The following is a 22,067-nucleotide window of genomic DNA, read 5'->3' on the forward strand; positions in this document are numbered from 1 at the left end:
ACTTCCTTCGGACCGCCTTCCAGCGGGCCCTCCGGGCGCTTCGTTCTTTCGTGTTCCCAGCTTACCAGATGTTTTCCGCTCCGTTTCCGGCGCTTTTCGCATCTGAAATCTGCTGTTAACCGTCGACTTGCGGCGACTCGGCCAACCATAGCGGGTCGTCAGCCGGAGCGCGAATCGAGGCACGCCGAGCATCACCCGCTCGGCGGCATGATTTGTTGCTCTCGCGAGCATATACAGCAATGGTCCCGATTCGCCAAGATGCCTGTAGAGTGCGGCGCATCGGCCAAGAGGACTAGACCACTAGCGGTCGGTGAGATGGCCGGCTGGTGAGGGCGGGCAGGGTGTGAGTGTTCGCCCGGGAATGTCAGCAGATGTCCGAAGTTGGCATGATTTAGGCTTCAGCCGATGTCCCCGCCGCCGCTCGCGGCCGCTCGCTGTACTGCGCACTTGGGAGGCTCAACCATGACCACTGTGACGTCGCCGCTGACCGGCCAGGTCGTCGGGCTCGCCGGCGTGCCCGACCCGGTCTTCTCCGGCGCGATGGTCGGCCCCGGCACCGCGATCGACCCGGTTCGCCGGCCGACCGAGGCCGTCGCCCCGGTGGACGGTGTCGTCGTCTCCATGCACCCACACGCGTTCGTCGTCGTGGACGCGGACGGGCACGGCGTCCTGACGCACCTCGGCATCGACACCGTGCAGCTCAACGGCGAGGGCTTCGAGCTCCTCGTCAACAAGGGGGACACGGTGACCCGCGGTCAGGCCGTCATCAAGTGGGACCCGGCCGCCGTCGAGGCCGCCGGCAAGTCGCCGATCTCGCCGATCGTCGCCCTGGAGGCCGCTCCCGACTCGCTCGGCGGCCTTCGCGAGGACGGGGACGTCGCCGTGGGCGACGCTCTCTTCAGCTGGAGCTGACCTCCTTCTTACTGCAGACCCGCCCCGCCGGACTCGGTGGGGCGGCCCGGCACACAGCGGTACCCGGCGGGGCCGCTTCTCTCAGCGGAGACAGGTGACATGGAGAAGACGCTGCGCGGCGTGGGTGTGAGCCACGGGGTCGCGATCGGCCAGGTGCGGCACATGGGGACGGCGGTGCTGGAGCCGTCGGCCACCCAGATCCCGACCGAGGACGCCCCGCGCGAGCAGGCCCGCGCCCAGGCGGCCGTCGAGGCGGTCGCCGCGGACCTGATCGCCCGCGGCAACCTGGCCGGCGGCGAGGCGCAGGCCGTGCTGGAGGCCCAGGCGCTGATGGCGCAGGACCCGGAGCTGATGGCCGACGTCGCCCGCCGGATCGCCGTCGGCAGCAGCGCCGAGCGCGGCGTCTACGACGCCTTCGCCGCCTACCGCGCGCTGCTCGCCTCCGCCGGGGAGTACCTGGCCGGCCGGGTCGCCGACCTGGACGACGTGCGCAACCGCATCGTGGCGCGGCTGCTGGGCGTGCCGATGCCGGGAGTGCCGGACAGCGACGAGCCGTACGTACTGTTCGCCCGCGACCTGGCGCCGGCCGACACCGCGCTGCTGGACCCGACGCTGGTGCTCGGCTTCGTGACCGAGGAGGGCGGACCCACCAGCCACAGCGCCATCCTGGCCCGGGCCCTGGGCGTGCCGGCCGTCGTGGCGCTGCCGGGGGCGACCGAGGTCGCCGAAGGCACCGTGGTCGCGGTGGACGGCAGCTCCGGCGATGTGCTGCTGGAGCCGTCGCAGGAGAAGCAGGACGAGCTGCGGCGGGTCGCCGCCGAGCGCAGGGCCGCGCTGGCCGCCTCGTCCGGCCCGGGGCAGACATCGGACGGGCATCGGGTGCCGCTGCTCGCCAACATCGGCGGTCCGGCGGACCTGCCGGCCGCACTGGAGGCCGGGGCGGAGGGCGTCGGTCTGTTCCGGACCGAGTTCCTCTTCCTGGACGACTCGGCGAAGGCTCCGACGGAGGAGAAGCAGGTCGAGGCGTACCGCAAGGTGCTGGAGGCGTTCCCGGAGGGCCGGGTCGTGGTCCGGGCACTGGACGCGGGCGCGGACAAGCCGCTGGACTTCCTCACCCCGGCCGACGAGCCGAACCCGGCGCTGGGGGTGCGTGGTCTGCGCACCCTGCTGGAGAACCCCGAGGTCATGCAGACCCAGCTGCGGGCGCTGGCGACGGCCGCCGAGGGGCTGCCGGTGCACCTTGAGGTGATGGCCCCGATGGTGGCCGATCGCAAGGACGCCAAGGACTTCGCGGATGCGTGTCGCCAGGCCGGGCTGAACGCCAAGTACGGTGCGATGGTGGAGATCCCGTCGGCCGCGCTGCGGGCCCGGTCGATCCTGCGGGAGGTCGAGTTCCTCTCGCTGGGGACCAACGACCTCGCGCAGTACGCCTTCGCCGCGGACCGCCAGGTGGGCGCGCTGGCCCGGCTGCAGGACCCGTGGCAGCCGGCGCTGCTGGACCTGATCGCGTTCTCGGCGGAGGCCGCCCAGGCCACTGGCAAGAGCTGTGGCGTCTGCGGCGAGGCCGCCTCCGACCCGCTGCTGGCCGTGGTCCTGACCGGTCTCGGCGTCACCAGCCTCTCCATGGGAGCGGCGTCGATCCCCTATGTCCGGGCCGCGCTGGCCAAGTACACGCTGGCGCAGTGCCGCCGGGCGGCCGAGGCGGCCCGGGCCACGGACAGTGCCGAGGAGGCGCGGACCGCGGCCCGGCAGGTGCTGTCCGGCGAGTAGCACCCGGCGCGCAGCCGGGAGCAGCGGACCGCGAAGGGGCGACCCCGTCATGGGGGCGCCCCTTCGTCGTGTCCGGGGTCAGGCCGAGCGGTCGCGGCGGAGCTGCTCGAAGAAGCGCAGGTGCTCGATGTTGTCGACGGAGCCGGGGTTCACGGCCTCCTCCAGCGGAGTGCCGGAGAGCAGGCGCTTCACGGGGACCTCGATCCGCTTGCCGGTGAGAGTGTGCGGGAGGCCACGGACGGCGATGACCTCGTCGGGGACGTGGCGCGGGGAGAGTTCGGTGCGCAGCGAGGTGCGGATGCGGCCGATGAGGCCGTCGTCGAGGGCGGCGCCGGGGGCGAGCACGACGAACAGCGGCATCCAGTAGCCGCCGTCGGGTTCCTCCAGGCCGATGACCAGGGACTCGGCGATCTCGGGAAGGCGCTCGACGACCTCGTAGATGTCCGAGGAGCCCATCCGGACGCCCTGGCGGTTGAGGGTCGAGTCCGAGCGGCCGTGGATGACCACGGTGCCGCGCGAGGTGACGGTGATCCAGTCGCCGTGGCGCCAGATGCCGGGGAACATCTCGAAGTAGCTGTCGTGGTAGCGGGTGCCGTCGGGGTCGTTCCAGAAGCCGGTGGGCATCGACGGGATCGGCTTGGTGACGACGAGTTCGCCGACCGCGTCGGTGAGCGGGCGGCCGTGGACGTCCCAGGATTCGACGGCCGCGCCGAGGCAGGGGGCCTGGATCTCGCCGAGGTACACCGGCAGGGTCGGGACGCCGCCGACGAAGCACGAGCAGACGTCGGTGCCGCCGCTGACGGAGGCGAGCCAGACGTCCTCCTTGACCTCGTCGTAGATCCAGCGGAAGCCGTCCGGCGGGAGCGGGGAGCCGGTGGTGCCGAGGCAGCGGACGGCGGAGAGGTCGAGGTCGCGGCCGGGGTGCAGCTCGGCCTTGCGGCTGGCGATGACGTACGCGGCGGAGGTCCCGAGGACGGTGGCACCGGTGCGGGCGGCGACGGACCACAGGGCGCCGGTGTCCGGGTGGCCGGGGCTGCCGTCGTAGGTGACGATCGTGGACCCGGTGAGCAGGCCGGCGAGGAGGAAGTTCCACATCATCCAGCCGGTGGAGGTGTACCAGAGGAAGCGGTCCTCGGGGCCCAGGTCGAGGTGGAGACCGGCCTGCTTGAGGTGCTCCAGCAGGATGCCGCCCTGGCTCTGGACGATGGCCTTGGGCAGGCCGGTCGTCCCGGAGGAGTAGAGGACCCAGAGCGGGTGGTCGAAGGGGACGGCCTCGAAGACCGGCTCGACGTCGTCGGCGACCAGGTCGTCCCAGTGCAGGGCTCCGTCGGGGGCGGGTGCGCCGAGCAGGGGGACGTGGACGACGGTGCGCAGGGAGGGGAGTTCGCGGCGGAGTTCGGCGACGACCTCGGTGCGGTCGTGGTCCTTGCCGCCGTAGTGGTAGCCGTCGACGGCGAAGAGGACGGCGGGTTCGATCTGCTGGAGGCGGTCGAGGACGCTGCGGGCGCCGAAGTCGGGGGCGCAGCTGGTCCAGACGGCGCCGACGGCGGCGGTGGCGAGGAGGGCGACGGCGGCCTGCGGGATGTTGGGCAGGTAGGCGCTGACGCGGTCGCCGGGGCCGATGCCGCGGGCGCGCAGGGCGGCGGCGAGCGAGCCGACCTGGCGGCGGAGCTCGGACCAGGTGAGGGCGGCCGGCTGCTCGGCGGTCTCGTCGAGGTGGAGGATGGCCGGCTTGTCGGCGTTGGCCTCGTCCTCGGCGGCGCGCAGGGCGTGCTCGGCGTAGTTGAGGCGGGCGCCGGGGAACCAGCGGGCACCGGGCATGGCCGCCTCGGCGAGGACGGCGTCGGGGGCCTTGGTGAAGCGGACGTCGAACCACTGGGTGACGGCCGTCCAGAAGCGGTCGAGGTCCTCGGTGGACCACCCGTGCAGGTCGGCGTAGCGCTGGGCGGCGTGCTCGTCGCTGTCGGCGGGGGCGAGCGGTGCGGCCGGTGCGCCGTGGTGTTCGGCGGCCCAGGCCTGGAAGGCCACGAGGCTGGTCGCGGCGGCGCGAGCGGGGTTGGGGCGCCAGAGCGGCTGGTCCTGGGGTGGGGTGCTCACGGTGGTGGTCTCCCGGCCGGTGGATGGGACGGGGGTGCTTGTGGCAGGGCCCGTCCGGTTGGGGCTGTCGGTGCAGACCCTGCCATGTGATCGCGCGGTACGCCAGGGTCTGCTCCGGCCGTGCGGGCCTGGTCAGCCCTGTACCGGGAGACCGGTCAGAGGTGGGCGTACTCGCCGTTGAACCAGGCCTGGGAGACCCGGGTGTGGAAGGAGAAGACGAGCTGCGTCGCCGGGTCGGCGAGCTGCCAGCCGTCGGTCTCCTCGGTGGGCTTCGAGGGCGGGAGGTCGGCGAGCGGGCGGGCCGGGAGCAGGCCGAAGAGGCAGAGGAAGCCGCCGCCGGTGTCGGAGTCGGTGGCGACCAGGGTGACGTCGCCGGCCTCGGCCAGGATGCCCGTCTCCTCGCGCAGTTCGCGGACGCAGGCCTGCTGCCAGCTCTCGCCGTAGTCGACGTAGCCGCCGGGGAGGGCGAGTTGGCCGCAGCCGGGCTCGATGGTGCGGCGGATGACCACCAGGCCGGGGGCGTCGCTCTCCTGGGTGACCGGGAGGAGGGTGACGACGACGGGCAGCGGGTTGCGGTAGCTGATCTCGGCGCAGCCGGGGCAGGCGCGCGGCCAGGCCGTCGTCCCGCGCGGGTAGGGCGTGCCGCACCAGTGGCAGTGGGAGTTCGGCCGGTTGCTCGTCCTGCTCACCTCTTGAGTCGTCATGGCCGGATGGTAGTGCGCGGGTGCGACCGGTGGCGCCGGTCAGCGGATCTCGTCCTCCCGGGCGGGCCGGAGCAGGGCGGGGTGCAGGAGTTGGGCGGTACCGGCGTGGTAGTTGCGGGCCCGGGGGCCGCCACGGGCTCCGCCGCGCTCGGTGGTGGTGCCGGTGCTCTCGACGAAGCCGGGGACGGAGAGCACCTTGCGGTGGAAGTTCCCCGGGTGGAGCTTCTCGGCCCAGACGGCCTCGTAGACGGCGCGCAGCTCGGGGATGGTGAAGTCGTGCTGGAGGAAGGCGGTGGCCAGCGGGCTGTACTCGATCTTGGCGCGGGCGCGGTCGAGGCCGTCGGCGACGATGCGGGCGTGGTCGAAGGCGAGGGTGGTGCCCCCGGGCCCGACGGCCTCGGGGTGGTGGCCGGTGTGCCCGTCGACGCCACCCCCGTGGGTGTCGGCGGGCACACCGGCGGCTGAGGACCGGCCGGTGGCCGGCCGGAGGTCGAGGTCGGTGACGGCGTGCCAGGCGGCGGTGGCCGCGTCCGAGCCTGCCCGTGGGTCGGGCAGGTCGGGGGCGAAGGCGAGGTAGGCGACGGAGACCACGTGCATCCGCGGGTCGCGGGCGGGGGCGCCGTAGGTGCCGAGCTGTTCGAGGTGGACGCGGCTGAGGGTGGTCTCCGCGTCGGCCGTACCGAGCAGCCCGGTCTCCTCGGCGAGCTCGCGGGCGGCGGCCTCGTCGAGGCCTTCCTCGCCGGCGCGCAGGAAGCCGCCGGGCAGCGCCCAGTACCCCTGGTAGGGCGGGGCGGCGCGCTCGACCAGCAGCACGTGCAGGCTGCCGTGGCGCAGGGTCAGGGCGACGACGTCGACGGTGACGGCGACCGGGGTGTAGGCGCGCGGGTCGTAGGCGGCGAGCCAGGCGCTCTCATGGGCGGGGGGCTGTTCCACGGCCATGGCGGGCTCCTCTCCGCTGGGTATGTCGGGCTGGGCTGCGTCGGGCCGGGCTGCGTCGGGCCGGGCGTGTCGGGCGGACGGTCGCCGTCGGGGCCGGTGGGGCTCCGGCCACCCGGCCGTCGTTCTCGGGGTGAGCACAACGTAGCGATCCGCCGGCCCGGCGGCAAATGATTATCCCGTCGGCCGGGGGCGGCGCGTCTTCTACGCTGTGACCAGGAGCTTCGCCCGAGGAGGCCGTCATGCCCGCCACCGCCCCACCGGACTTCGCCGCCGCACTGGCCGCCGGTCCGCTCGTCCTGGACGGCGGGCTGTCCAACCAGCTGGCGGCGGCCGGACACGACCTGTCGGACGCGCTCTGGTCGGCCCGGCTGCTGGCCGACGCCCCGGAGGCGGTGGTCGCCGCGCACCGGGCGTACTTCGAGGCGGGGGCGGACGTCGCGATCACCGCGAGCTACCAGGCGAGCTTCGAGGGGTTCGCCCGGCGCGGGCTGGGCCGTGCGGAGGCCGAGCGGCTGCTGACGCTCAGCGTGGAGCTGGCGCGCCGCGCCGCCGCGCAGGCGGGGGCGGAGCGGCCGCTCCGGGTGGCCGCCTCGGTGGGTCCGTACGGCGCCGCGCTGGCGGACGGGTCGGAGTACCGGGGCCGGTACGGGCTGACGGCGGCCGAGCTGGAGGCGTTCCACCGGCCGCGGCTGGAGGTGCTGGCGGCGGCCGGGCCGGACGTGCTGGCGCTGGAGACGGTGCCCGACGCGGACGAGGCGCGGGTGCTGCTGCGGGCCGTCCGCGGGCTGGGCGTGCCGGCCTGGCTGTCGTTCAGCGTGGCGGGCGACCGGACCAGGGCCGGGCAGCCGCTGGCGGAGGCCTTCGCCCTGGCGGCGGACGTCGACGAGGTGGTCGCCGTGGGAGTGAACTGCTGCACGCCGCAGGACGCCGACCGGGCGGTGGCGACCGCGGCCCGGGTGACCGGCAAGCCGGTGGTCGTCTACCCCAACAGCGGCGAGGACTGGGACGCCGAGGCCCGCGCCTGGCGCGGCGGGTCGACGTTCGGCGCGGCCGGGGCCGCTCCCGGCGGCGGCCGGGCGGTGACCGGCTGGCTGGCCGACGGCGCCCGCCTGGTGGGCGGCTGCTGCCGGGTGGGTCCCCGGGAGATCTCGGCGCTGGCCGCCGAAGTGGCGCGCGCCCGGCGCTGAGCTCGCCGGACCGCCATTACCGCGGGGGAAGGTGCACGGACCGGTCGCGGCCTGGCAGACTCGTCCCCGTTACCACTGCGGTCGACATTGTCGACCGCCTGTCAGCGCGGAGGTACCGAATGCCCGGCCCGATCCAGTCGCTCTCCCGGGCCGCCGCCATCATGCGCCTGCTGGCCGGCGGCGAGCGCCGCCTGGGCCTGTCCGAGGTCGCGACGGCGCTGGACCTCGCCAAGGGCACCGCGCACGGCATCCTGCGCACCCTCCAGCAGGAGGGGTTCGTGGAGCAGGACCCGGAGAGCGGCAAGTACCAGCTGGGCGCGGAGCTGCTGCGGCTGGGCCAGAGCTACCTGGACGTGCACGAGCTGCGCGCCCGGGCCCTGGTCTGGGCGGACGACCTGGCCAGGGCGGCCGGCGAGACCGTCTACCTCGGGGTGCTCCACCAGCGGGGCGTGCTGATCGTGCATCACGTCTTCCGGCCGGACGACACCCGGCAAGTGCTGGAGGTCGGCTCGATGCAGCCGCTGCACAGCACCGCCCTCGGCAAGGTGCTGCTGGCGTACGACCCGGTGGCGCGCGGCGAGCTGGGCGAGGGGCCGCTGGAGGCGTACACCGCGCGGACGCTGACCGACCTGGCGGACGTGGACGCCGAGGCCGCGCTGACCCGCGAGCGCGGCTGGACCGACTCGATCGAGGAGACCTGGGAGGGGGTGGCCTCGATCGGCGCACTGATCCAGGACCGGCGGCGCAACCCGGTCGGCGCGGTCTGCATCAGCGGCGCGGTGGAGCGGGTCTGCGAGGACGGCTTCGTGAGGCCCTCGCTGGTCGCCTCGGTGCGCAGCGCCGCCCGGGCGATCTCCCGGGATCTGGGCGCCGGGCGGTTCTGACCCCGGCGCGGGCGGCCCCGGCCGCGGACATGTGACGTTCACGCTGAGGCGCGGACAGGCGGGATGCCTGTCCGCGCCTTAGCGTTTTGTCCGTATTTGTCATTAGTCGATTGGTAACGAGGAGTGAAGGGTCACAGCTGCGTAACCCGGCCTTGACGTGAAGGCGGCCTGGGGAGGAAGCTTCCGCATGACGGTCGACATTGTCGAACGATGGCCGAGAAGATCACTCCCACCAAGCGCTCACCCGCACAGCGATCGCTCGGCCTCCTGCCCCCACCCGCACCTCCGGGCCATATGGACAAGGGAGTCTTTGTGTCCGCGTTCTCCAACGGCGACATCTTCGTCGGCGAAACCCTCGGCACCGCCGCACTGATACTTCTCGGCGGTGGCGTCTGCGCCGCCGTGACGCTCAAGAAGTCGAAGGCCCTCAACGCCGGCTGGCTGGCGATCACCTTCGGCTGGGGATTCGCGGTGATGATCGCCGCCTACATGTCGGCTCCCAAGTCGGGCGCGCACCTGAACCCGGCCGTCACCCTCGCCCTCGCCGTCGACAGCGGTGACTGGAGCAAGGTCCCGGTCTACCTCGGCTCCCAGCTGCTCGGCGCGATGATCGGCGCCGTCCTCGTCTGGGTCACCTACCTCGGCCAGTTCCAGGCCAACAAGGAGGCGACCCTGGGCATCTTCTCGACCGGTCCCGAGATCCGGAACCCGATCCAGAACCTGCTCACCGAGATCATCGGCACCATGGTGCTCTGCCTCGGCATCCTCACCCAGGGCCTGACCAAGGGTCTCGGCCTCTCCGGCACCGGCATCCTGATCGTCGCCTTCACCGTCGTCGGCATCGGCCTCTCGCTAGGCGGCCCGACCGGCTACGCGATCAACCCGGTCCGCGACCTGGGCCCGCGCATCGTGCACTCGCTGCTGCCGATCCCGAACAAGGGCGGCTCCGACTGGTCCTACGCCTGGATCCCGGTGGTCGGGCCCGTCATCGGCGGCCTGCTGGCCGGCGGCCTGTACCACGTCGCGTTCTGACGCTCCTCGGGTTTCCACCCCGCCCGAGCACGGGGACTGACCAGAAGGTCAGACCCACCCACCCCGAAACCCCCTTCCTGAGCCGAGGACCCTCATGACCTCCACTGGCACTGGCAACTACATCGCCGCGATCGACCAGGGCACGACCTCCAGCCGCTGCATCATCTTCGGTGAGGACGGCCGGATCGTCGCCGTCGACCAGCAGGAGCACCGGCAGATCTTCCCCCAGCCCGGCTACGTCGAGCACGACGCCGCCGAGATCTGGACCCGGGTGCAGTCGGTGGTCCGCGGCGCGCTGGAGAAGGCCGGCCTGACCAGGGACGACATCCGCGCGATCGGCATCACCAACCAGCGCGAGACCACCGTCCTGTGGGACAAGAACACCGGCGTGCCGGTGCACAACGCCCTGGTGTGGCAGGACACCCGCACCGAGGGGCTCTGCCGCGAGCTGGGCCGCAACGTCGGCCAGGACCGCTTCCGCCGCGAGACCGGCCTCCCGCTGGCCAGCTACTTCGCCGGCCCGAAGATCCGCTGGCTGCTGGACAACGTCGACGGCCTGCGCGAGCGCGCCGAGGCCGGCGACATCCTGTTCGGCACCATGGACACCTGGGTGATCTGGAACCTCACCGGTGGGGTCAACGGCGGCAAGCACGTCACCGACGTCACCAACGCCAGCCGCACCATGCTGATGAACCTGCACTCGCTGCAGTGGGACGACAAGATCGCCGAGTCGATGGGCGTGCCGATGGCCGTCCTGCCGGAGATCCGCTCCTCCGCCGAGGTCTACGGCGAGGCCGTCGGCGACTTGGCGGGCGTGCCGGTCGCCTCCGCCCTCGGCGACCAGCAGGCCGCGCTGTTCGGCCAGACCTGCTTCGACAAGGGTGAGGCCAAGTCGACCTACGGCACCGGGACCTTCCTGCTGCTGAACACCGGCGAGGACGTCGTCAACTCGTACCACGGGCTGCTGACCACCGTCGGCTACCGGATCGGCGACCAGAAGCCGGTGTACGCGCTGGAGGGCTCGATCGCCGTCACCGGCTCGCTCGTCCAGTGGCTGCGCGACCAGCTCGGCATCATCTCCACCGCCGCCGAGATCGAGACCCTCGCCAACACCGTCGAGGACAACGGCGGCGCCTACTTCGTCCCGGCGTTCTCCGGCCTGTTCGCCCCGTACTGGCGTTCCGACGCCCGCGGTGTGATCGCCGGTCTGACCCGGTACGTCACCAAGGGCCACCTGGCCCGCGCCGTGCTGGAGGCCACCGCCTGGCAGACCCGCGAGGTAGTCGACGCCATGCAGAAGGACTCCGGCGTCGAGCTCACCGCCCTCAAGGTCGACGGTGGCATGACCAGCAACAACCTGCTCATGCAGAACATCGCCGACGTGCTGGACGCTCCGGTCGAGCGCCCGTACGTGGCCGAGACCACCGCGCTGGGCGCCGCCTACGCGGCCGGCCTGGCCGTCGGCTTCTGGAACGACCTGGACACCCTGCGGGCCAACTGGCACCGCGCCGCCGAGTGGACGCCGCGGATGGACGAGGCCACCCGGGACCGCGAGTACAAGAAGTGGCTCAAGGCCGTGGAGCGCACCATGGGCTGGGTGGAGGAGGACGAGCAGATCTGACCGCGGAGCCGGTCGGGGCCCCCGGGCCCCGACCGGCCCGCTCCCGTTTCACCGGCCCGCCGCACCGGGCCGAACCGGCCTCTCAGCAGGGGCCGCACCGCACACCGAGAGGAGTAACGGCGCCGCCCGACCCGCGACGCCGTACACACACCATGGCAACCATCCCGACCCTGGGCGCCGAGCGCTTCGCCGGCCGCACCGCCTCCCGTGCCGAGACCCGCGAGCTGCTGGGCAAGGCCACCTACGACCTGCTGGTGATCGGGGGCGGCATCCTCGGCACGGCCGTTGCCTGGACCGCCTCCCAGGCGGGCCTGAAGGTCGCCATGGTCGATGCCGGCGACTTCGCCGGAGCCACCTCCAGCGCCTCCTCGAAGCTCGTCCACGGCGGCCTGCGCTACCTGCAGACCGGCGCGGTCAAGCTGGTCGCCGAGAACCACAAGGAGCGCCGCGCGCTCGCCACCGACGTCGCCCCGCACCTGGTCAACCCGCTGACCTTCTTCGTGCCGGTCTACAAGGGCGGCCCGCACAGCGCTCCCAAGCTCGGCGCCGGTGTCTTCCTGTACTCGGCGCTCTCCGCCTTCCGTGACGGCATGGGCCGGGTCTCCACCGCCGCGCACGCCGCCCAGCAGGTGCCCGCGCTGCGCACCGAGGGCCTGCGCTCGGTCGCCGTCTACGGCGACCACCAGATGAACGACTCGCGCGTCGCCGTGATGACGGTGCGCGCCGCCGTCGACGCCGGCGCCGTGGTGCTCAACCACGCCGAGGTCACCGGCCTGCGCTTCACCGCCGGCCGGGTCACCGGCGCCGACCTCAAGGACCGCCTGGACGGCACCGAGTTCGGCGTCAACGCCCGCCTGGTGCTCAACGCCACCGGCCCGTGGGTCGACCACCTGCGCACGATGGAGGACGCCGGCGCCGCGCCGTCGATCCGCCTCTCCAAGGGCGCGCACGTCGTGGTCAAGCGCCGTGCCCCGTGGCGCGCCGCGCTGACCATCCCGATCGACAAGTACCGCGTCTCCTTCGCCATCCCGTGGGAGGACCACGTCCTGCTCGGCACCACCGACGAGGAGTACACCGGCGACCCGCAGGACGTCCGGGCCACCGAGGCGGACATCGACCAGATCATGGGCGAGGCCGCGCACGCCATCCGCGACGAGCACCTCGACCGCGACCTGATCACCTACGCCTTCGCCGGCCTGCGGGTGCTGCCCGGCGGCCCCGGCGACACCGCCGCCGCCAAGCGCGAGACGGTCGTCACCGAGGGCAAGGGCGGCATGCTGTCGGTCGCCGGCGGCAAGTGGACCACCTACCGGCACATCGGCCGGACCGTGCTGGAGAAGCTGGCGCACGTGCCCGGCACCACCCTCGGCGAGGACATGTCGACCATCGCCCGGACCGTCCCGCTGCCCGGCGTCGGCGCGCCGAACGCCGTCGCGCACCGCCTGCTGATCGACCGTGAGCCCGGCTCGCGGATGGAGCCGCTGGTCGCCAAGCACCTGGCCAGCCACTACGGCACGCTCTCCTTCGAGATCGCCCGCATGATCGACGAGAACCCGGAGCTCGGCCGGCCGATCCACGAGGACGGTCCGGACGTCTGGGCTCAGGTCGCCTACGCCGCCGACAGCGAGTGGGCCTACACCACGGACGACGTGCTGCGCCGCCGCACCACGATGACCGTCCGCGGCCTGGACACCCCGGAGATCCGCTCCGACGTCGAGGCCTTCCTCGCGAAGCGCGCGGCCAAGTAGGCACAGCCTCGCGAAGCGCCGGGGCGGGTGAGCACCGGCGCGCAGGACCCGGAGGGCGGGCACCCAGGGCTGGGGTGCCCGCCCTCCGGCATGCCCGGACGGATCCCCCGGGATCTCGTCCTGATTTACCATGATCATCTCAACGACGTTGCGTTTCAGGTCTTGAGGCGCAGGTCAAGCCCTGGTGAACGGCGCAACGGGACTCCCGATGGATCAGCTCGTGTCGAGCAAGAAGATCATCGGGAGTCCCGTTGCAGGAGAGGTCCAGCCGGCCCCGGCCCGCTGGACCCGGCCGTCCCGGCCGTCTCCCCCTGGCACGCGCCCGCCGCCGACCGCCGGCTCGGCGCCGCTGCGCTGCGCGGACCCTTCGAGACGCCGGACCGGGCGGTCGCCCGGCCCGGCCGGTTCAGGCCTCGACGGGCAGGCGGGCGGCCAGCCGGCCCCGGTAGTAGTCCACCACCACGGCGACCATGATGACCAGTCCGGTGATCATCTGTCGCTGGAAGTCGGAGACGCCCATCAGCAGCAGGCCGTTGGTGAGCACACCGAGCAGGCAGGCGCCGAGCAGGGTGCCGATCATCGAGCCCTTGCCGCCGGAGAGCGAGGCCCCGCCGATCACCACCGCCGCGATGGCGCTGAGCTCGTAGCCGCCGCCCAGGATCGGGCTGGCGATGTTGAGCCGGGCCATGTAGGTGACGGCGGCGATGCCGACGGTGAGACCGCTGATCACGAAGACGGCGACCTTGACGATCGAGGTGCGGTGGCCGGAGAGCCGGACCGCCTCCTCGTTGCTGCCGATGGCGAAGACCAGGCGGCCGAACACGGTGCGGGTCAGCACCAGATGCCCCACCGCGACCATCGCCAGCGCGATCCAGAACAGGGTCGGGATGCCGAGCACGGTGGAGGTGCCGAACCGGCTGAACCCGACCGGGAAGTCGTACACGGTCTTGGCGTCGGTGTACTGGAGGGCGGCGCCGCGCGCCACGTTGAGCATGCCCAGCGTGATGATGAACGACGGCACCCGCCAGCGCTCCGAGACGAAGCCGTTGACCAGTCCGCAGCCCATCCCGACCAGGGCCGAGACCAGCACCGCGAGCAGGATCGCGACCGGGGTGGAAAGACCGTGCGCGGTCAGCAGCGGGCCGGCCACCACCGCCGACAGGGCCATCACCGAGCCGACCGACAGGTCGATGCCACCGACCAGGATCACGAAGGTCATGCCGACCGCGAGCATGGTGTTGAGGGTGATCTCGGTGGCGATGTTGGTGAGGTTGTCCGAGGTGGCGAACTTCGGTGCGGCGACGGTGAAGACGGCCAGCAGGGCGAGCAGGGCGATCCCGATCCCCGCCTCCCCCATGACCTGGCGGGCGAGCAGTGCCGCGGAGCGGGGTTTGCGGGTGAGGGCGGCAGAGGTGGTCATCGGGTGTCACCGTTCGTTGAAGTGGCCTCGGCAGGCGTGCGGGTGGCGGATGCCTCAGCTGTAAGGCGCTCGGCTGCGGGAGCCGTGCCGGAGGGCGGCGCGGAGGCGGGGGCGGGGGCGGGCGCGGAAACGTAGCCGGAGTAGGCCAGGGTCAGGATGTGCGAGCTGTCGAACTCCTCGCGGGGCACCTCGCCGGCGATCCGGCCCCGGGAGAAGACCAGGATCCGGTCGCAGATGCCCATCAGTTCGGGCAGGTCGGAGGAGACGACCAACAGGGCCTTTCCGGCCCGGGCCAGATCCACCAGCTGCTGGTGGATCTCGTAGCGGGCGCCGACGTCGATGCCCCGGGTCGGCTCGTCCACCATCAGGACGTCGGTGTCGGCCAGCAGCCAGCGGCCGAGCACGACCTTCTGCTGGTTGCCGCCGGAGAGAGTGCGGACGGGGTGCCGGACGCCGGGGGTGCGGACGGCGAGGCTGTCCACCGCGTGCCGGGCCAGCCGGTGCTCCTCCGCCCGCCGGAGCAGGCCGCCCCGGGAGACCTTGTGGGTCGCGGTCAGGGTGACGTTGGCAGCCAGCGGCATGTCGAGCACCAGCCCCTGGCTCTTCCGGTCCTCGGTGAGCAGGCTGATGCCGTGCCGCACCGCGTCCCTGGGGGTTCGGATCTTCGCCGGTACGCCCTTGACCAGGACCTTTCCGCCGACGGGCCGGTCCGCGCCGAACATCGCCCGGACCGTCTCGGTCCGGCCGGAGCCGACCAGCCCGGCCACGCCGACCACCTCGCCGGCCCGGAGCGCGAAGCTGACGGGGTGTCCGTCCTGCGGCTGGAGCCCCTCGGCTCGCAGCAGCTCCGGACCGGGCTCGCAGGGCAGGTACGGCGGGTACTCGTGCTGGAGGTCCCGGCCCACCATCAGCCGGATCACCTCGGCGGTGTCGGTGTCGGCGAGGTCGCGGGTGGTGACGTACCGCCCGTTGCGGAAGACCGTCATCCGGTCGCCGATCTCGAACACCTCCTCCAGGTGGTGCGAGATGTAGAGCACGGCGGTGCCGCGCGCGGTGATCCGGCGCAGCAGGGTGAACAGCCGCTCGGTCTCCCGGGGAGTCAGGGTCGCGGTGGGTTCGTCCATCACCAGCACCCGGCAGTCCTGCCAGAGCGTCCGGGCGATCTCCAGCAGCTGCATCTGGGCGATGCCGAGCCGCTCGACCTTCGTCCGGGGGCTGATGTCCAGGCCGACCTCGGCGAGCAGTTCGGCGGCGCGGCGGTTCAGTTCGTGGCGGTCGACCAGGCCGAACCGCCGCGGGAGGTTCTGCATGAAGAGGTTCTCGGCGACGGTGAGGTTCGGCAGCAGGTTGAGCTCCTGGTGCACCACCTGGACGCCGGCCCGGATCGCGGCGGCCGTGTCGGCGGGCTGGTAGGGCTCGCCGTCGAGGGTCATGCCGCCGCCGTCCGGCCGCTGGATGCCGGCCAGGATCCGGACCAGGGTCGACTTGCCGGCGCCGTTCTCACCGAGCAGGGCGTGCACCTCGCCGGGGAGCAGTTCGAGCCGGACGTCGTCGAGGGCCTGGACGCCGGGGAAGCGCTTGCTGATACCGACGGCAGCGAGCACCGGGGCAGGAGGGCTGGTGTCGGGTGTGTTCATGGGGTGGGCTCGCCTTCCGGCTGGGGGCGCGGGTCGGATGCGGATCGAGGGTGCGGATCGGAGCGCGGGCCGGTGGGGGGAGTCGGCCCGCGCCCGTCCGGGAGCCGGGTCAGCCGAGGTCGGCCTTGGTGATCACCTTGACGTCGGTCTTCACCCAGGAGCTCACCTGCTGGCCGGCGATCTCGTTCATCGCCACGTCGATGCCGTCACCGGCCTGCTTGGCGGCGTACTGGTCCACGGTCGCCACCACGGTGCCGTCCTGGACGTACGGGTGGATCGCGTCGACGTTGTCGAAGGAGGTGACCTTGATCTGCCCCTGCTTCTTGGCCGCCGCGATGGCCTTGATCGCGCCCAGCGCCATGTTGTCGTTGGAGGCCATCACGCCCTGGAGGTCGGGGTGGGCGGTGATCAGGTTGGTGGTGACGGTGTAGGCCTGGTCGGTCTCCCAGTTCGCGGACTTGGAGTCGAGCACCTGGAGCCCGCCGGCCGTGGCGGCGGCCTCGAAACCGGCCTTGCGCTGCTGGGCGTTGGCCGCACCCGAGACGCCTTCGAGGATGACCACCTTGCCGCCGGCGCCGAGCGCCTTGGCCAGCACGTCACCGGACTTCTGGGCGCCGGCGGCGTTGTCCGGGCCGACGAAGGGGACGTCGAGGCCGGCGGACTTGAGCGCGGCGTCGTCCAGCTTGACGTCGATGTTGACCAGCTTCATCCCGGCCTTGGAGGCACGCTGCAGCGGGGCGATCAGCGCGCGGGAGTCGGCGGGAGCGATCACCAGGGCGGCGGCCTTGTCGGTGATGCACTTGTTGACGGCGGCGACCTGGCCGTCGATGTCGGTCTCGTTCTGGATGCCGGTCGCGTTCAGGGTCAGGTCTCCGCGCTGTCCGGCGTGCTCCTCGGCACCCTTCTCCATGGTCTGGAAGTACTCGTTGCCGAGCGACTTCATCACCAGGCAGACCGTGGGCTTGCCGCCCTTCGCGGCCGCGCTCGTCGACTGGGAGTTGTCGCCCTCCTGTCCGCAGGCGGTGAGGGCGGCGGCCAGGACGAGAGCGGTGCAGGCGGTCAGGGTGAGCTTGGTGTTCATGAGGGTGCGGCCTTTCGGGTGGGGGGATGGCACGAAGGTGGAGCGGGCGCGGTGGGGGAAGTCGCGCGCTGGGTGACGCTTCGTCAGAACGGCACGCCGGCCCGGAGGACGACGTTGGCGTAGGGGGTGGCCTCGCCGGTTCGGACGACGGCGCGGGCGGAGCGGGTGAGGTCCTTGAGGCGCTCGTGCGGGAGCCGGCCGACCGCGCCGGTGAGGCCGTGCTGCTCGAACCGGCTGTCGAGACCGGCCAGCAGGACCGGGTCGGTCAGCTCCTCGGCGAGGTCGGCGTGCTCGACCACGAGTTCGTCGAGGACCGCCGCCAACACCGGCAGGAACGGCGGGTCGCCGCGCCGCCAGACCAGATCGATGCTCTCCACGCCCGGCGGCACCGGGAGTCCCGGGTCGGCGACCACCAGCAGGTCGCCGTGGCCGAGCGAGCTGATCAGCTGGAGCAGCCGGGGGTGCCAGAGGCCGTCAGGGCGCATGCCGCACCTCGGTCCGCTGAACCGGCCCGGAGGCCGCGGCGTCGGCCAGGTCGGCCGCCCCCGCCAGCAGGGCGTCCACCTCGGCCCGGGTGGGCAGCGAGTGCTGCGCGCCGGCCCGGGTGGCGGCGAGCGCGCCGGCCGCGCAGGCCCGCCGGACGGCCTCGGCGAGCGGGCGGCCCACGCCCAGCGCGATCGAGAGCTGGGCGCAGAACGCGTCGCCCGCGCCGACGGTGTCCACGGCGGCGACCGGGAAGCCCGGCTGGCCGAGCCGTCCCTGCGGACCGGCGGCGACCGCGCCGGCCGCGCCGAGGGTCACCACCACGGTGGTCGGGCCGAGTTCGCGCAGCCGTTCGGCATGGGCCGTCCAGTCCTGCTCGCCCCGGAGCGCGTCGGCGGTGAGGCCGAGCAGCCCGGCGGCCTCGGTCTGGTTGACCACCAGCACGTCCACCTCGCGCAGCAGTTCGGTGAGCACCGGCCCCGGGTCGGGCCGGGGCGCGGCGTTCAGCACCGTCAGTGCTCCGGCGGCGCGGGCGGCGCGGGCGGCGGCCAGGACGGTCGGCAGCGGCACCTCCAGCTGGAACAGGACGGTGTCGGCCGGTCCGGCGAGCGGACCGTCCGTCAGCGACTCCAGTGCGGGGACGTCGAGATGGCGGTTGGCGCCGGGCGAGAGGGTGATGGTGTTCTCGCCGTCCTGCTGGACCACGATCAGGGCCAGTCCGGAGGCCGCGCCGGGCAGGTCGGCGACCGCCCGGTCGTCGACGCCCTCCCCTGTGAGGCAGCTGCGCAGCTCGGTGCCGAACGCGTCGTCACCGAGCAGTCCGACCATCCGGACCTCGGCCCCGAGGCGGGCGGCGGCGACCGCCTGGTTGGCTCCCTTGCCGCCGGCGCCTCGGACCACATCGGCCCCCTGCACCGTCTCGCCTGGTTCGGGCAGCCGGGGGACCATGATCGACAGGTCCATGTTGAGGCTGCCGACGACAACCAGTCGTTCAGTCATTGCTCTGTGCTCCGTGGTTCTCTTGGTCAGGGGTGGGGTCGGGGCAGGCCCGGGTGGCGGCGCTCCCGTCGGCCGCCGGCAGGGCGGGGTGTTCCCCGCCCACCGGGTCCGGGCAGCCGCAGGATCCCCGGGCCAGCAGGGTCACCGGCAGGACGTCCCGGGTGATCGGCAGGTCCGGGGCCTTCATCCGGTCGAGCAGCCGGGCGATCGCGGTCCGGCCGAGCTCCTCGACCGGCTGGCGCATGGTGGACAGTGCCGGGGTGGTGTAGGCGCCGCCCGCGATGCCGTCGAAGGAGACCAGCGCCAGGTCCTGGGGCACTCGGATGCCCAGTTCGGTGGCGGCTCGCAGGACGCCGGCGGCCTGCTCGTCGGAGGTGACGAAGAGGGCGTCCACCGAGCGGTCCCGGGAGAGCAGCGCGCGGCCGGAGCGGTAGCCGTCCAGCAGGCCGAAGGAGCCGTGCAGCAGCGGTGCGGCGTCCGGGCAGGACTCCCAGCCCGTTCGGCCGCCCGATCCGGAGCCGGCCTTGAGTCCGGCCTGCTCCAGCGCCCGCCGCCAGCCGACGACCCGGTCGACGGTGGGGTGGATGCCGAGCGGGCCGGCGATGCAGCCGACCCGGCGGCGGCCGTGCGCCAGCAGGTGCTCGGTGGCCTGCTGGGCGCCGCGCACGTTGTCGACCAGCACCTGCGAGATGCCGGCCCCGTCCAGGGCCCGGTCGAAGACCAGGCTCGGGACGCCGCTGCGGGCCAGCTCGGTCCGCCAGGGCTGGTCACCCTGGGCGGGGATCAGCACCAGACCGTCGACCTGACGGTCCAGGAAGGTCCGGATGTACCCGGCCTCGCGGCCGGGGTCGTCCACCGTGTTGCCGACCAGCAGGGTGTAGCCGGCCGCCCAGGCGTGGTCCTCCAGGGCGCGGGCCAGCTCCGCGAAGAACGGGTTGGCCGCGTCGGGGACGATCAGTCCCAGGGTCATGGTGTGGCTGAGGCGCAGCGAGCGGGCCACCGCGTTGGGCCGGTAGCCGAGCTCCTGCACGGCGGCCAGGACCCGCTCCCGGGTCGCTGGGGCGACGGTCCTGGGCCCGTTGTTGAGCACGTAGCTGACGACCGAGGGCGAGGTGCCCGCGAGTAGTGCCACGTCCTGCCGTGTTGCCATGGTGGAGCTCCCGGAGCGCGGTCATGAGGAAAGGGGCCCTCAACACGAATTGGCAACTCGTGTTGACTGCGGGCTCCGGAATTATGAGAAGCAACCGGCGCAACTGCAAGAGCCCGGTCGGAACCGTTATCCGGGGGCCTCTCTCTGGTTGGTCGAGCTCGTGGGTCAGGGTCGACGCCGTCGCCGAGCTGATCTTTCAGGACGTCCCGTTGCGCCGTTCACCACGGCTTGACCTGCGACTCAAGGCCTGAAACGCAACGGCGTTGGTGATCATCTCGTCGGATGATCTTCCCGGCGCGACGGCTGACGCCGAGCCGCTCCGACCGGGCGGCCGGCGACTCCGGCCGTGACGAGGCCGCCGGGGACGTCCTCCGGCTCGGCGCCGACCGGTAGCCCCCGCCGGCCGGCCGGACCGGCGCCGCGCACTACCGGTCGGCGCCGGCCCCCTCCGGCCCTCTCCGGCCGGCTCCGACCGGAACTCCGCCGGTCAGACCACCGCGCCGGCCTTGACCACGTGCCTCAGGTACCGCTCCGGGGCCGTCAACACCCCGAGGTCGGCCAGCGGATCGCCGTCGACGAGCAGCAGGTCGGCGTGGGCGCCGGGCGCCAGGGTGCCGAGCCGCCCCTCCATCCCGAGCAGCCGGGCCGCCGTGCTGGTGGCCGAGCGGATCACGTCCGCAGCCGGCTGCACCTCGGCGCGCAGCCGGAACTCCTCCAGCTGCGCCGGGTGCAGCGGCCCGAGCAGGTCGCTGCCGTAGACCAGGTTGGCGCCCGCGCGGTGGGCGCGTTCCAGCGCCGCCAGCCCGGCGTCGCGGACCTCGGCCAGCTTGCGCTGCGAGGACTCGGGCAGTCCGGAGCGGGCGCCGAGCTTCGCCGTCTGCTCGTACGCGACCAGGGTCGGCACCAGGAAGGCGTCCTTCTCCACCAGCAGTGCGAGCGTCTCGTCGTCGATCAGGTTGCCGTGCTCGACGCACCGCACGCCCGCCCGCAGTGCCCGGGCCACGGCGCGGGGGTGGTAGGCGTGCACGGTGACGTAGCGGTTGTGGTTCTCCGCCTCCTCGACGGCGGCGCGGATCTCCTCCTCGCTGTACTGGACGGCGGCGATCTCGTCGTGCGGGGAGGCGACGCCGCCGGAGAGCAGGACCTTGAGGTGGGCGGCGCCCTTGCGGAACTCGTCCCGGGCGGCGGCTCGGACGGCGTCCACACCGTCGGCGATCCGGGCGAAGTTCGGGCGGGACTCGCAGCAGGGCGGGGCGTCCTCGCCGAGCGGGCGCAGGTCGCCGTGGCCGCCGGTCTGGGAGAGCGCCTTGCCGCCGTGGATCAGCCGGGGACCGAGGGCCAGACCCTCGTCCAGCGCGCGGGCCATGCCGTGGTCGGCGCCGCCGACGTCCCGGACGGTGGTGAAGCCGCGGCGCAGCATCCGCCCGGCCTCGGCGAGGGCACGCACGGTGAGGTAGCCCGGGGTCCAGTTCGCGACCGCCTGGAGGTCGAGGGTGGTGACCAGCAGGTGGACGTGGGCGTCGATCAGGCCGGGCAGTGCGGTGGCGCCCTGGGCGTCGATCACCCGGACGCCGTCGCCGGGCGCGGGCGGGCGGCCGGTGCCGGTGGCGGCGATCCGGCCGTCGGCGATCTCGATCCAGCCGGCGTCGGTGCGGGTGCCGGTCTCGGGGTGGAGCAGGTGGGCGTGGGTGATCAGCAGTCGGCTCATGGTGTGGTTCCCCCGGAGGCTAGTTCAATACGACCTGTATTGAATACACCATGTATCGTGATCTTGTGAATCCCCCTCCGGCCGAACCCGGCTCCCCCAGACCCCCGCGCCGACGCGTCCACACCCGGGCACGGATCCTCGCCGCGGCCAGCGACCTGTTCCTCTCCGCCGGGTACGGGCGGACCAGCATCGAGGACATCTGCGGCGCCGCCGGCTACACCCGCGGCGCCTTCTACTCGAACTTCGCCACCAAGGAGGACCTGCTGCTGGCGCTCTTCGACGAGCAGGCGACGGACCGGATCGGCGAACTGGAGCGGCTAGCGGCGTCCGCCGCGGCACTGGCACCGCAGGAACGCGCCCGGCGGCTGGTCGAGGCGCTGCTGAGGGTCGAGCCGGCCGAGACGGGCTGGATCCTGCTCTTCCTGGAGTTCCGGCTGCTGGCCGCCCGGACGCCGGGCCTGGCCGAACGCGTCGCGGAGCACGACCGGGCGGTCTCGGCGGCGCTGGGGGGCGTCCTGGAACGGGCACTGCCCGGGCTGGTGCCGCCGGGCGCCGGGGCCGGGCAGGCGGCCGCGGTGATCCTGGCCGCCCGGGAGGGCCTGCTGGCCCGGACGGCGGCCGGCGGTCCGGCGGCGGAGGAGCTACTGGCGGCGAGCGCGGCGGTGCTGGGCGGGCTGCTGGGCTGAGCCCGCGCG

18 protein-coding genes are annotated in these 22,067 nt (G+C 73.0%); 8 read left to right on the forward strand and 10 right to left on the reverse strand.

The window, feature by feature from the left end:
• Nucleotides 1-462 precede the first annotated feature (462 nt).
• Nucleotides 463-912 carry a PTS glucose transporter subunit IIA gene (locus AB0J08_RS33085; RefSeq protein ID WP_360641563.1) on the forward strand — a complete coding sequence of 150 codons (450 nt, stop codon included), beginning with the start codon at nt 463-465 and terminating at the stop codon, nt 910-912.
• A 99-nt stretch (nt 913-1,011) separates the two neighbouring features.
• Nucleotides 1,012-2,682, forward strand: coding sequence for a phosphoenolpyruvate--protein phosphotransferase (gene ptsP, locus AB0J08_RS33090; protein WP_360641564.1), 1,671 nt, complete (start codon nt 1,012-1,014; stop codon nt 2,680-2,682).
• Nucleotides 2,683-2,760: 78 nt separating this feature from the next.
• Here ptsP and AB0J08_RS33095 read toward each other — a convergent pair whose 3' ends face one another.
• The 3 genes from AB0J08_RS33095 to AB0J08_RS33105 all read right to left on the reverse strand — a co-directional run bounded on the left by AB0J08_RS33095 (nt 2,761) and on the right by AB0J08_RS33105 (nt 6,422).
• Nucleotides 2,761-4,779 carry an acetoacetate--CoA ligase gene (locus AB0J08_RS33095; protein WP_360641565.1) on the reverse strand — a complete coding sequence of 673 codons (2,019 nt, stop codon included), beginning with the start codon at nt 4,777-4,779 and terminating at the stop codon, nt 2,761-2,763.
• A 155-nt stretch (nt 4,780-4,934) separates the two neighbouring features.
• Nucleotides 4,935-5,483, reverse strand: a complete 549-nt coding sequence (locus tag AB0J08_RS33100) for an NUDIX domain-containing protein (protein ID WP_360641566.1) — start codon at nt 5,481-5,483, stop codon at nt 4,935-4,937.
• A 39-nt stretch (nt 5,484-5,522) separates the two neighbouring features.
• A complete protein-coding gene (locus AB0J08_RS33105) occupies nt 5,523-6,422 on the reverse strand; it encodes an NUDIX domain-containing protein (protein WP_360641567.1) in 900 nt (299 codons plus the stop codon).
• A gap of 239 nt (nt 6,423-6,661) precedes the next feature.
• Here AB0J08_RS33105 and mmuM point away from each other — a divergent pair, with 239 nt between their 5' ends.
• The 5 genes from mmuM (at nt 6,662) to AB0J08_RS33130 (ending at nt 12,894) form a co-directional block, all read left to right on the forward strand.
• Nucleotides 6,662-7,609 carry a homocysteine S-methyltransferase gene (gene mmuM / locus AB0J08_RS33110; RefSeq protein ID WP_360641568.1) on the forward strand — a complete coding sequence of 316 codons (948 nt, stop codon included), beginning with the start codon at nt 6,662-6,664 and terminating at the stop codon, nt 7,607-7,609.
• 119 nt (nt 7,610-7,728) lie between these two features.
• Nucleotides 7,729-8,493 carry an IclR family transcriptional regulator gene (locus tag AB0J08_RS33115; RefSeq protein ID WP_360641569.1) on the forward strand — a complete coding sequence of 255 codons (765 nt, stop codon included), beginning with the start codon at nt 7,729-7,731 and terminating at the stop codon, nt 8,491-8,493.
• Between the two features lie 312 nt (nt 8,494-8,805).
• A complete protein-coding gene (locus AB0J08_RS33120; protein WP_360641570.1) occupies nt 8,806-9,525 on the forward strand; it encodes an MIP/aquaporin family protein in 720 nt (239 codons plus the stop codon).
• A 94-nt stretch (nt 9,526-9,619) separates the two neighbouring features.
• Complete coding sequence (gene glpK / locus AB0J08_RS33125) at nt 9,620-11,146, forward strand: glycerol kinase GlpK (protein WP_360641571.1); 1,527 nt, start codon at nt 9,620-9,622, stop codon at nt 11,144-11,146.
• 152 nt (nt 11,147-11,298) lie between these two features.
• Nucleotides 11,299-12,894 (forward strand): glycerol-3-phosphate dehydrogenase/oxidase, encoded by a 1,596-nt coding sequence (locus tag AB0J08_RS33130; protein ID WP_360641572.1) that lies wholly within the window; start codon nt 11,299-11,301, stop codon nt 12,892-12,894.
• A gap of 406 nt (nt 12,895-13,300) precedes the next feature.
• On the opposite strand, the gene AB0J08_RS33135 is transcribed toward AB0J08_RS33130, so the two are convergent.
• From AB0J08_RS33135 to AB0J08_RS33165, 7 genes are all read right to left on the reverse strand, one after another.
• Nucleotides 13,301-14,314, reverse strand: coding sequence for an ABC transporter permease (locus tag AB0J08_RS33135; protein WP_360641573.1), 1,014 nt, complete (start codon nt 14,312-14,314; stop codon nt 13,301-13,303).
• Nucleotides 14,311-15,951, reverse strand: a complete 1,641-nt coding sequence (locus AB0J08_RS33140; protein ID WP_360641574.1) for a sugar ABC transporter ATP-binding protein — start codon at nt 15,949-15,951, stop codon at nt 14,311-14,313. The genes AB0J08_RS33135 and AB0J08_RS33140 overlap by 4 nt, the downstream gene beginning before the upstream one ends.
• Before the next feature lie 109 nt (nt 15,952-16,060).
• Complete coding sequence (locus AB0J08_RS33145) at nt 16,061-17,032, reverse strand: sugar ABC transporter substrate-binding protein (RefSeq protein WP_360641575.1); 972 nt, start codon at nt 17,030-17,032, stop codon at nt 16,061-16,063.
• An 83-nt stretch (nt 17,033-17,115) separates the two neighbouring features.
• The gene (gene rbsD, locus AB0J08_RS33150) at nt 17,116-17,517 is read right to left on the reverse strand and encodes a D-ribose pyranase (protein ID WP_360641576.1); all 402 of its coding nucleotides are present in this window, start codon (nt 17,515-17,517) and stop codon (nt 17,116-17,118) included.
• On the reverse strand, nt 17,507-18,514 hold the full coding sequence (locus AB0J08_RS33155; RefSeq protein WP_360641577.1) for a ribokinase: 1,008 nt from the start codon (nt 18,512-18,514) through the stop codon (nt 17,507-17,509). Before AB0J08_RS33155 ends, rbsD begins: the two co-directional genes overlap by 11 nt.
• The gene (locus AB0J08_RS33160; RefSeq protein ID WP_360641578.1) at nt 18,507-19,664 is read right to left on the reverse strand and encodes a LacI family DNA-binding transcriptional regulator; all 1,158 of its coding nucleotides are present in this window, start codon (nt 19,662-19,664) and stop codon (nt 18,507-18,509) included. Before AB0J08_RS33160 ends, AB0J08_RS33155 begins: the two co-directional genes overlap by 8 nt.
• A 487-nt stretch (nt 19,665-20,151) precedes the next feature.
• Nucleotides 20,152-21,372, reverse strand: a complete 1,221-nt coding sequence (locus AB0J08_RS33165) for an amidohydrolase family protein (protein WP_360641579.1) — start codon at nt 21,370-21,372, stop codon at nt 20,152-20,154.
• Between the two features lie 65 nt (nt 21,373-21,437).
• Here AB0J08_RS33165 and AB0J08_RS33170 point away from each other — a divergent pair, with 65 nt between their 5' ends.
• Nucleotides 21,438-22,058, forward strand: a complete 621-nt coding sequence (locus tag AB0J08_RS33170) for a TetR/AcrR family transcriptional regulator (protein ID WP_360641580.1) — start codon at nt 21,438-21,440, stop codon at nt 22,056-22,058.
• Nucleotides 22,059-22,067 lie beyond the last annotated feature (9 nt).

Origin of the sequence: Kitasatospora sp. NPDC050463, from assembly GCF_040655255.1 — a bacterium.
Taxonomy (GTDB): Bacteria; Actinomycetota; Actinomycetes; order Streptomycetales; family Streptomycetaceae; genus Kitasatospora.

What these genes read in the sequence shown, in the direction of transcription:
- AB0J08_RS33085 (WP_360641563.1), top strand. Translation starts at nt 463, where the DNA reads ATGACCACTGTGACGTCGCCGCTGACCGGCCAGGTCGTCGGGCTCGCC.
- ptsP (WP_360641564.1), top strand. Translation starts at nt 1,012, where the DNA reads ATGGAGAAGACGCTGCGCGGCGTGGGTGTGAGCCACGGGGTCGCGATC.
- AB0J08_RS33100 (WP_360641566.1), bottom strand. Translation starts at nt 5,483, where the DNA reads ATGACGACTCAAGAGGTGAGCAGGACGAGCAACCGGCCGAACTCCCAC.
- AB0J08_RS33105 (WP_360641567.1), bottom strand. Translation starts at nt 6,422, where the DNA reads ATGGCCGTGGAACAGCCCCCCGCCCATGAGAGCGCCTGGCTCGCCGCC.
- mmuM (WP_360641568.1), top strand. Translation starts at nt 6,662, where the DNA reads ATGCCCGCCACCGCCCCACCGGACTTCGCCGCCGCACTGGCCGCCGGT.
- AB0J08_RS33115 (WP_360641569.1), top strand. Translation starts at nt 7,729, where the DNA reads ATGCCCGGCCCGATCCAGTCGCTCTCCCGGGCCGCCGCCATCATGCGC.
- glpK (WP_360641571.1), top strand. Translation starts at nt 9,620, where the DNA reads ATGACCTCCACTGGCACTGGCAACTACATCGCCGCGATCGACCAGGGC.
- AB0J08_RS33130 (WP_360641572.1), top strand. Translation starts at nt 11,299, where the DNA reads ATGGCAACCATCCCGACCCTGGGCGCCGAGCGCTTCGCCGGCCGCACC.
- AB0J08_RS33135 (WP_360641573.1), bottom strand. Translation starts at nt 14,314, where the DNA reads ATGACCACCTCTGCCGCCCTCACCCGCAAACCCCGCTCCGCGGCACTG.
- AB0J08_RS33140 (WP_360641574.1), bottom strand. Translation starts at nt 15,951, where the DNA reads ATGAACACACCCGACACCAGCCCTCCTGCCCCGGTGCTCGCTGCCGTC.
- AB0J08_RS33145 (WP_360641575.1), bottom strand. Translation starts at nt 17,032, where the DNA reads ATGAACACCAAGCTCACCCTGACCGCCTGCACCGCTCTCGTCCTGGCC.
- rbsD (WP_360641576.1), bottom strand. Translation starts at nt 17,517, where the DNA reads ATGCGCCCTGACGGCCTCTGGCACCCCCGGCTGCTCCAGCTGATCAGC.
- AB0J08_RS33155 (WP_360641577.1), bottom strand. Translation starts at nt 18,514, where the DNA reads ATGACTGAACGACTGGTTGTCGTCGGCAGCCTCAACATGGACCTGTCG.
- AB0J08_RS33160 (WP_360641578.1), bottom strand. Translation starts at nt 19,664, where the DNA reads ATGGCAACACGGCAGGACGTGGCACTACTCGCGGGCACCTCGCCCTCG.
- AB0J08_RS33165 (WP_360641579.1), bottom strand. Translation starts at nt 21,372, where the DNA reads ATGAGCCGACTGCTGATCACCCACGCCCACCTGCTCCACCCCGAGACC.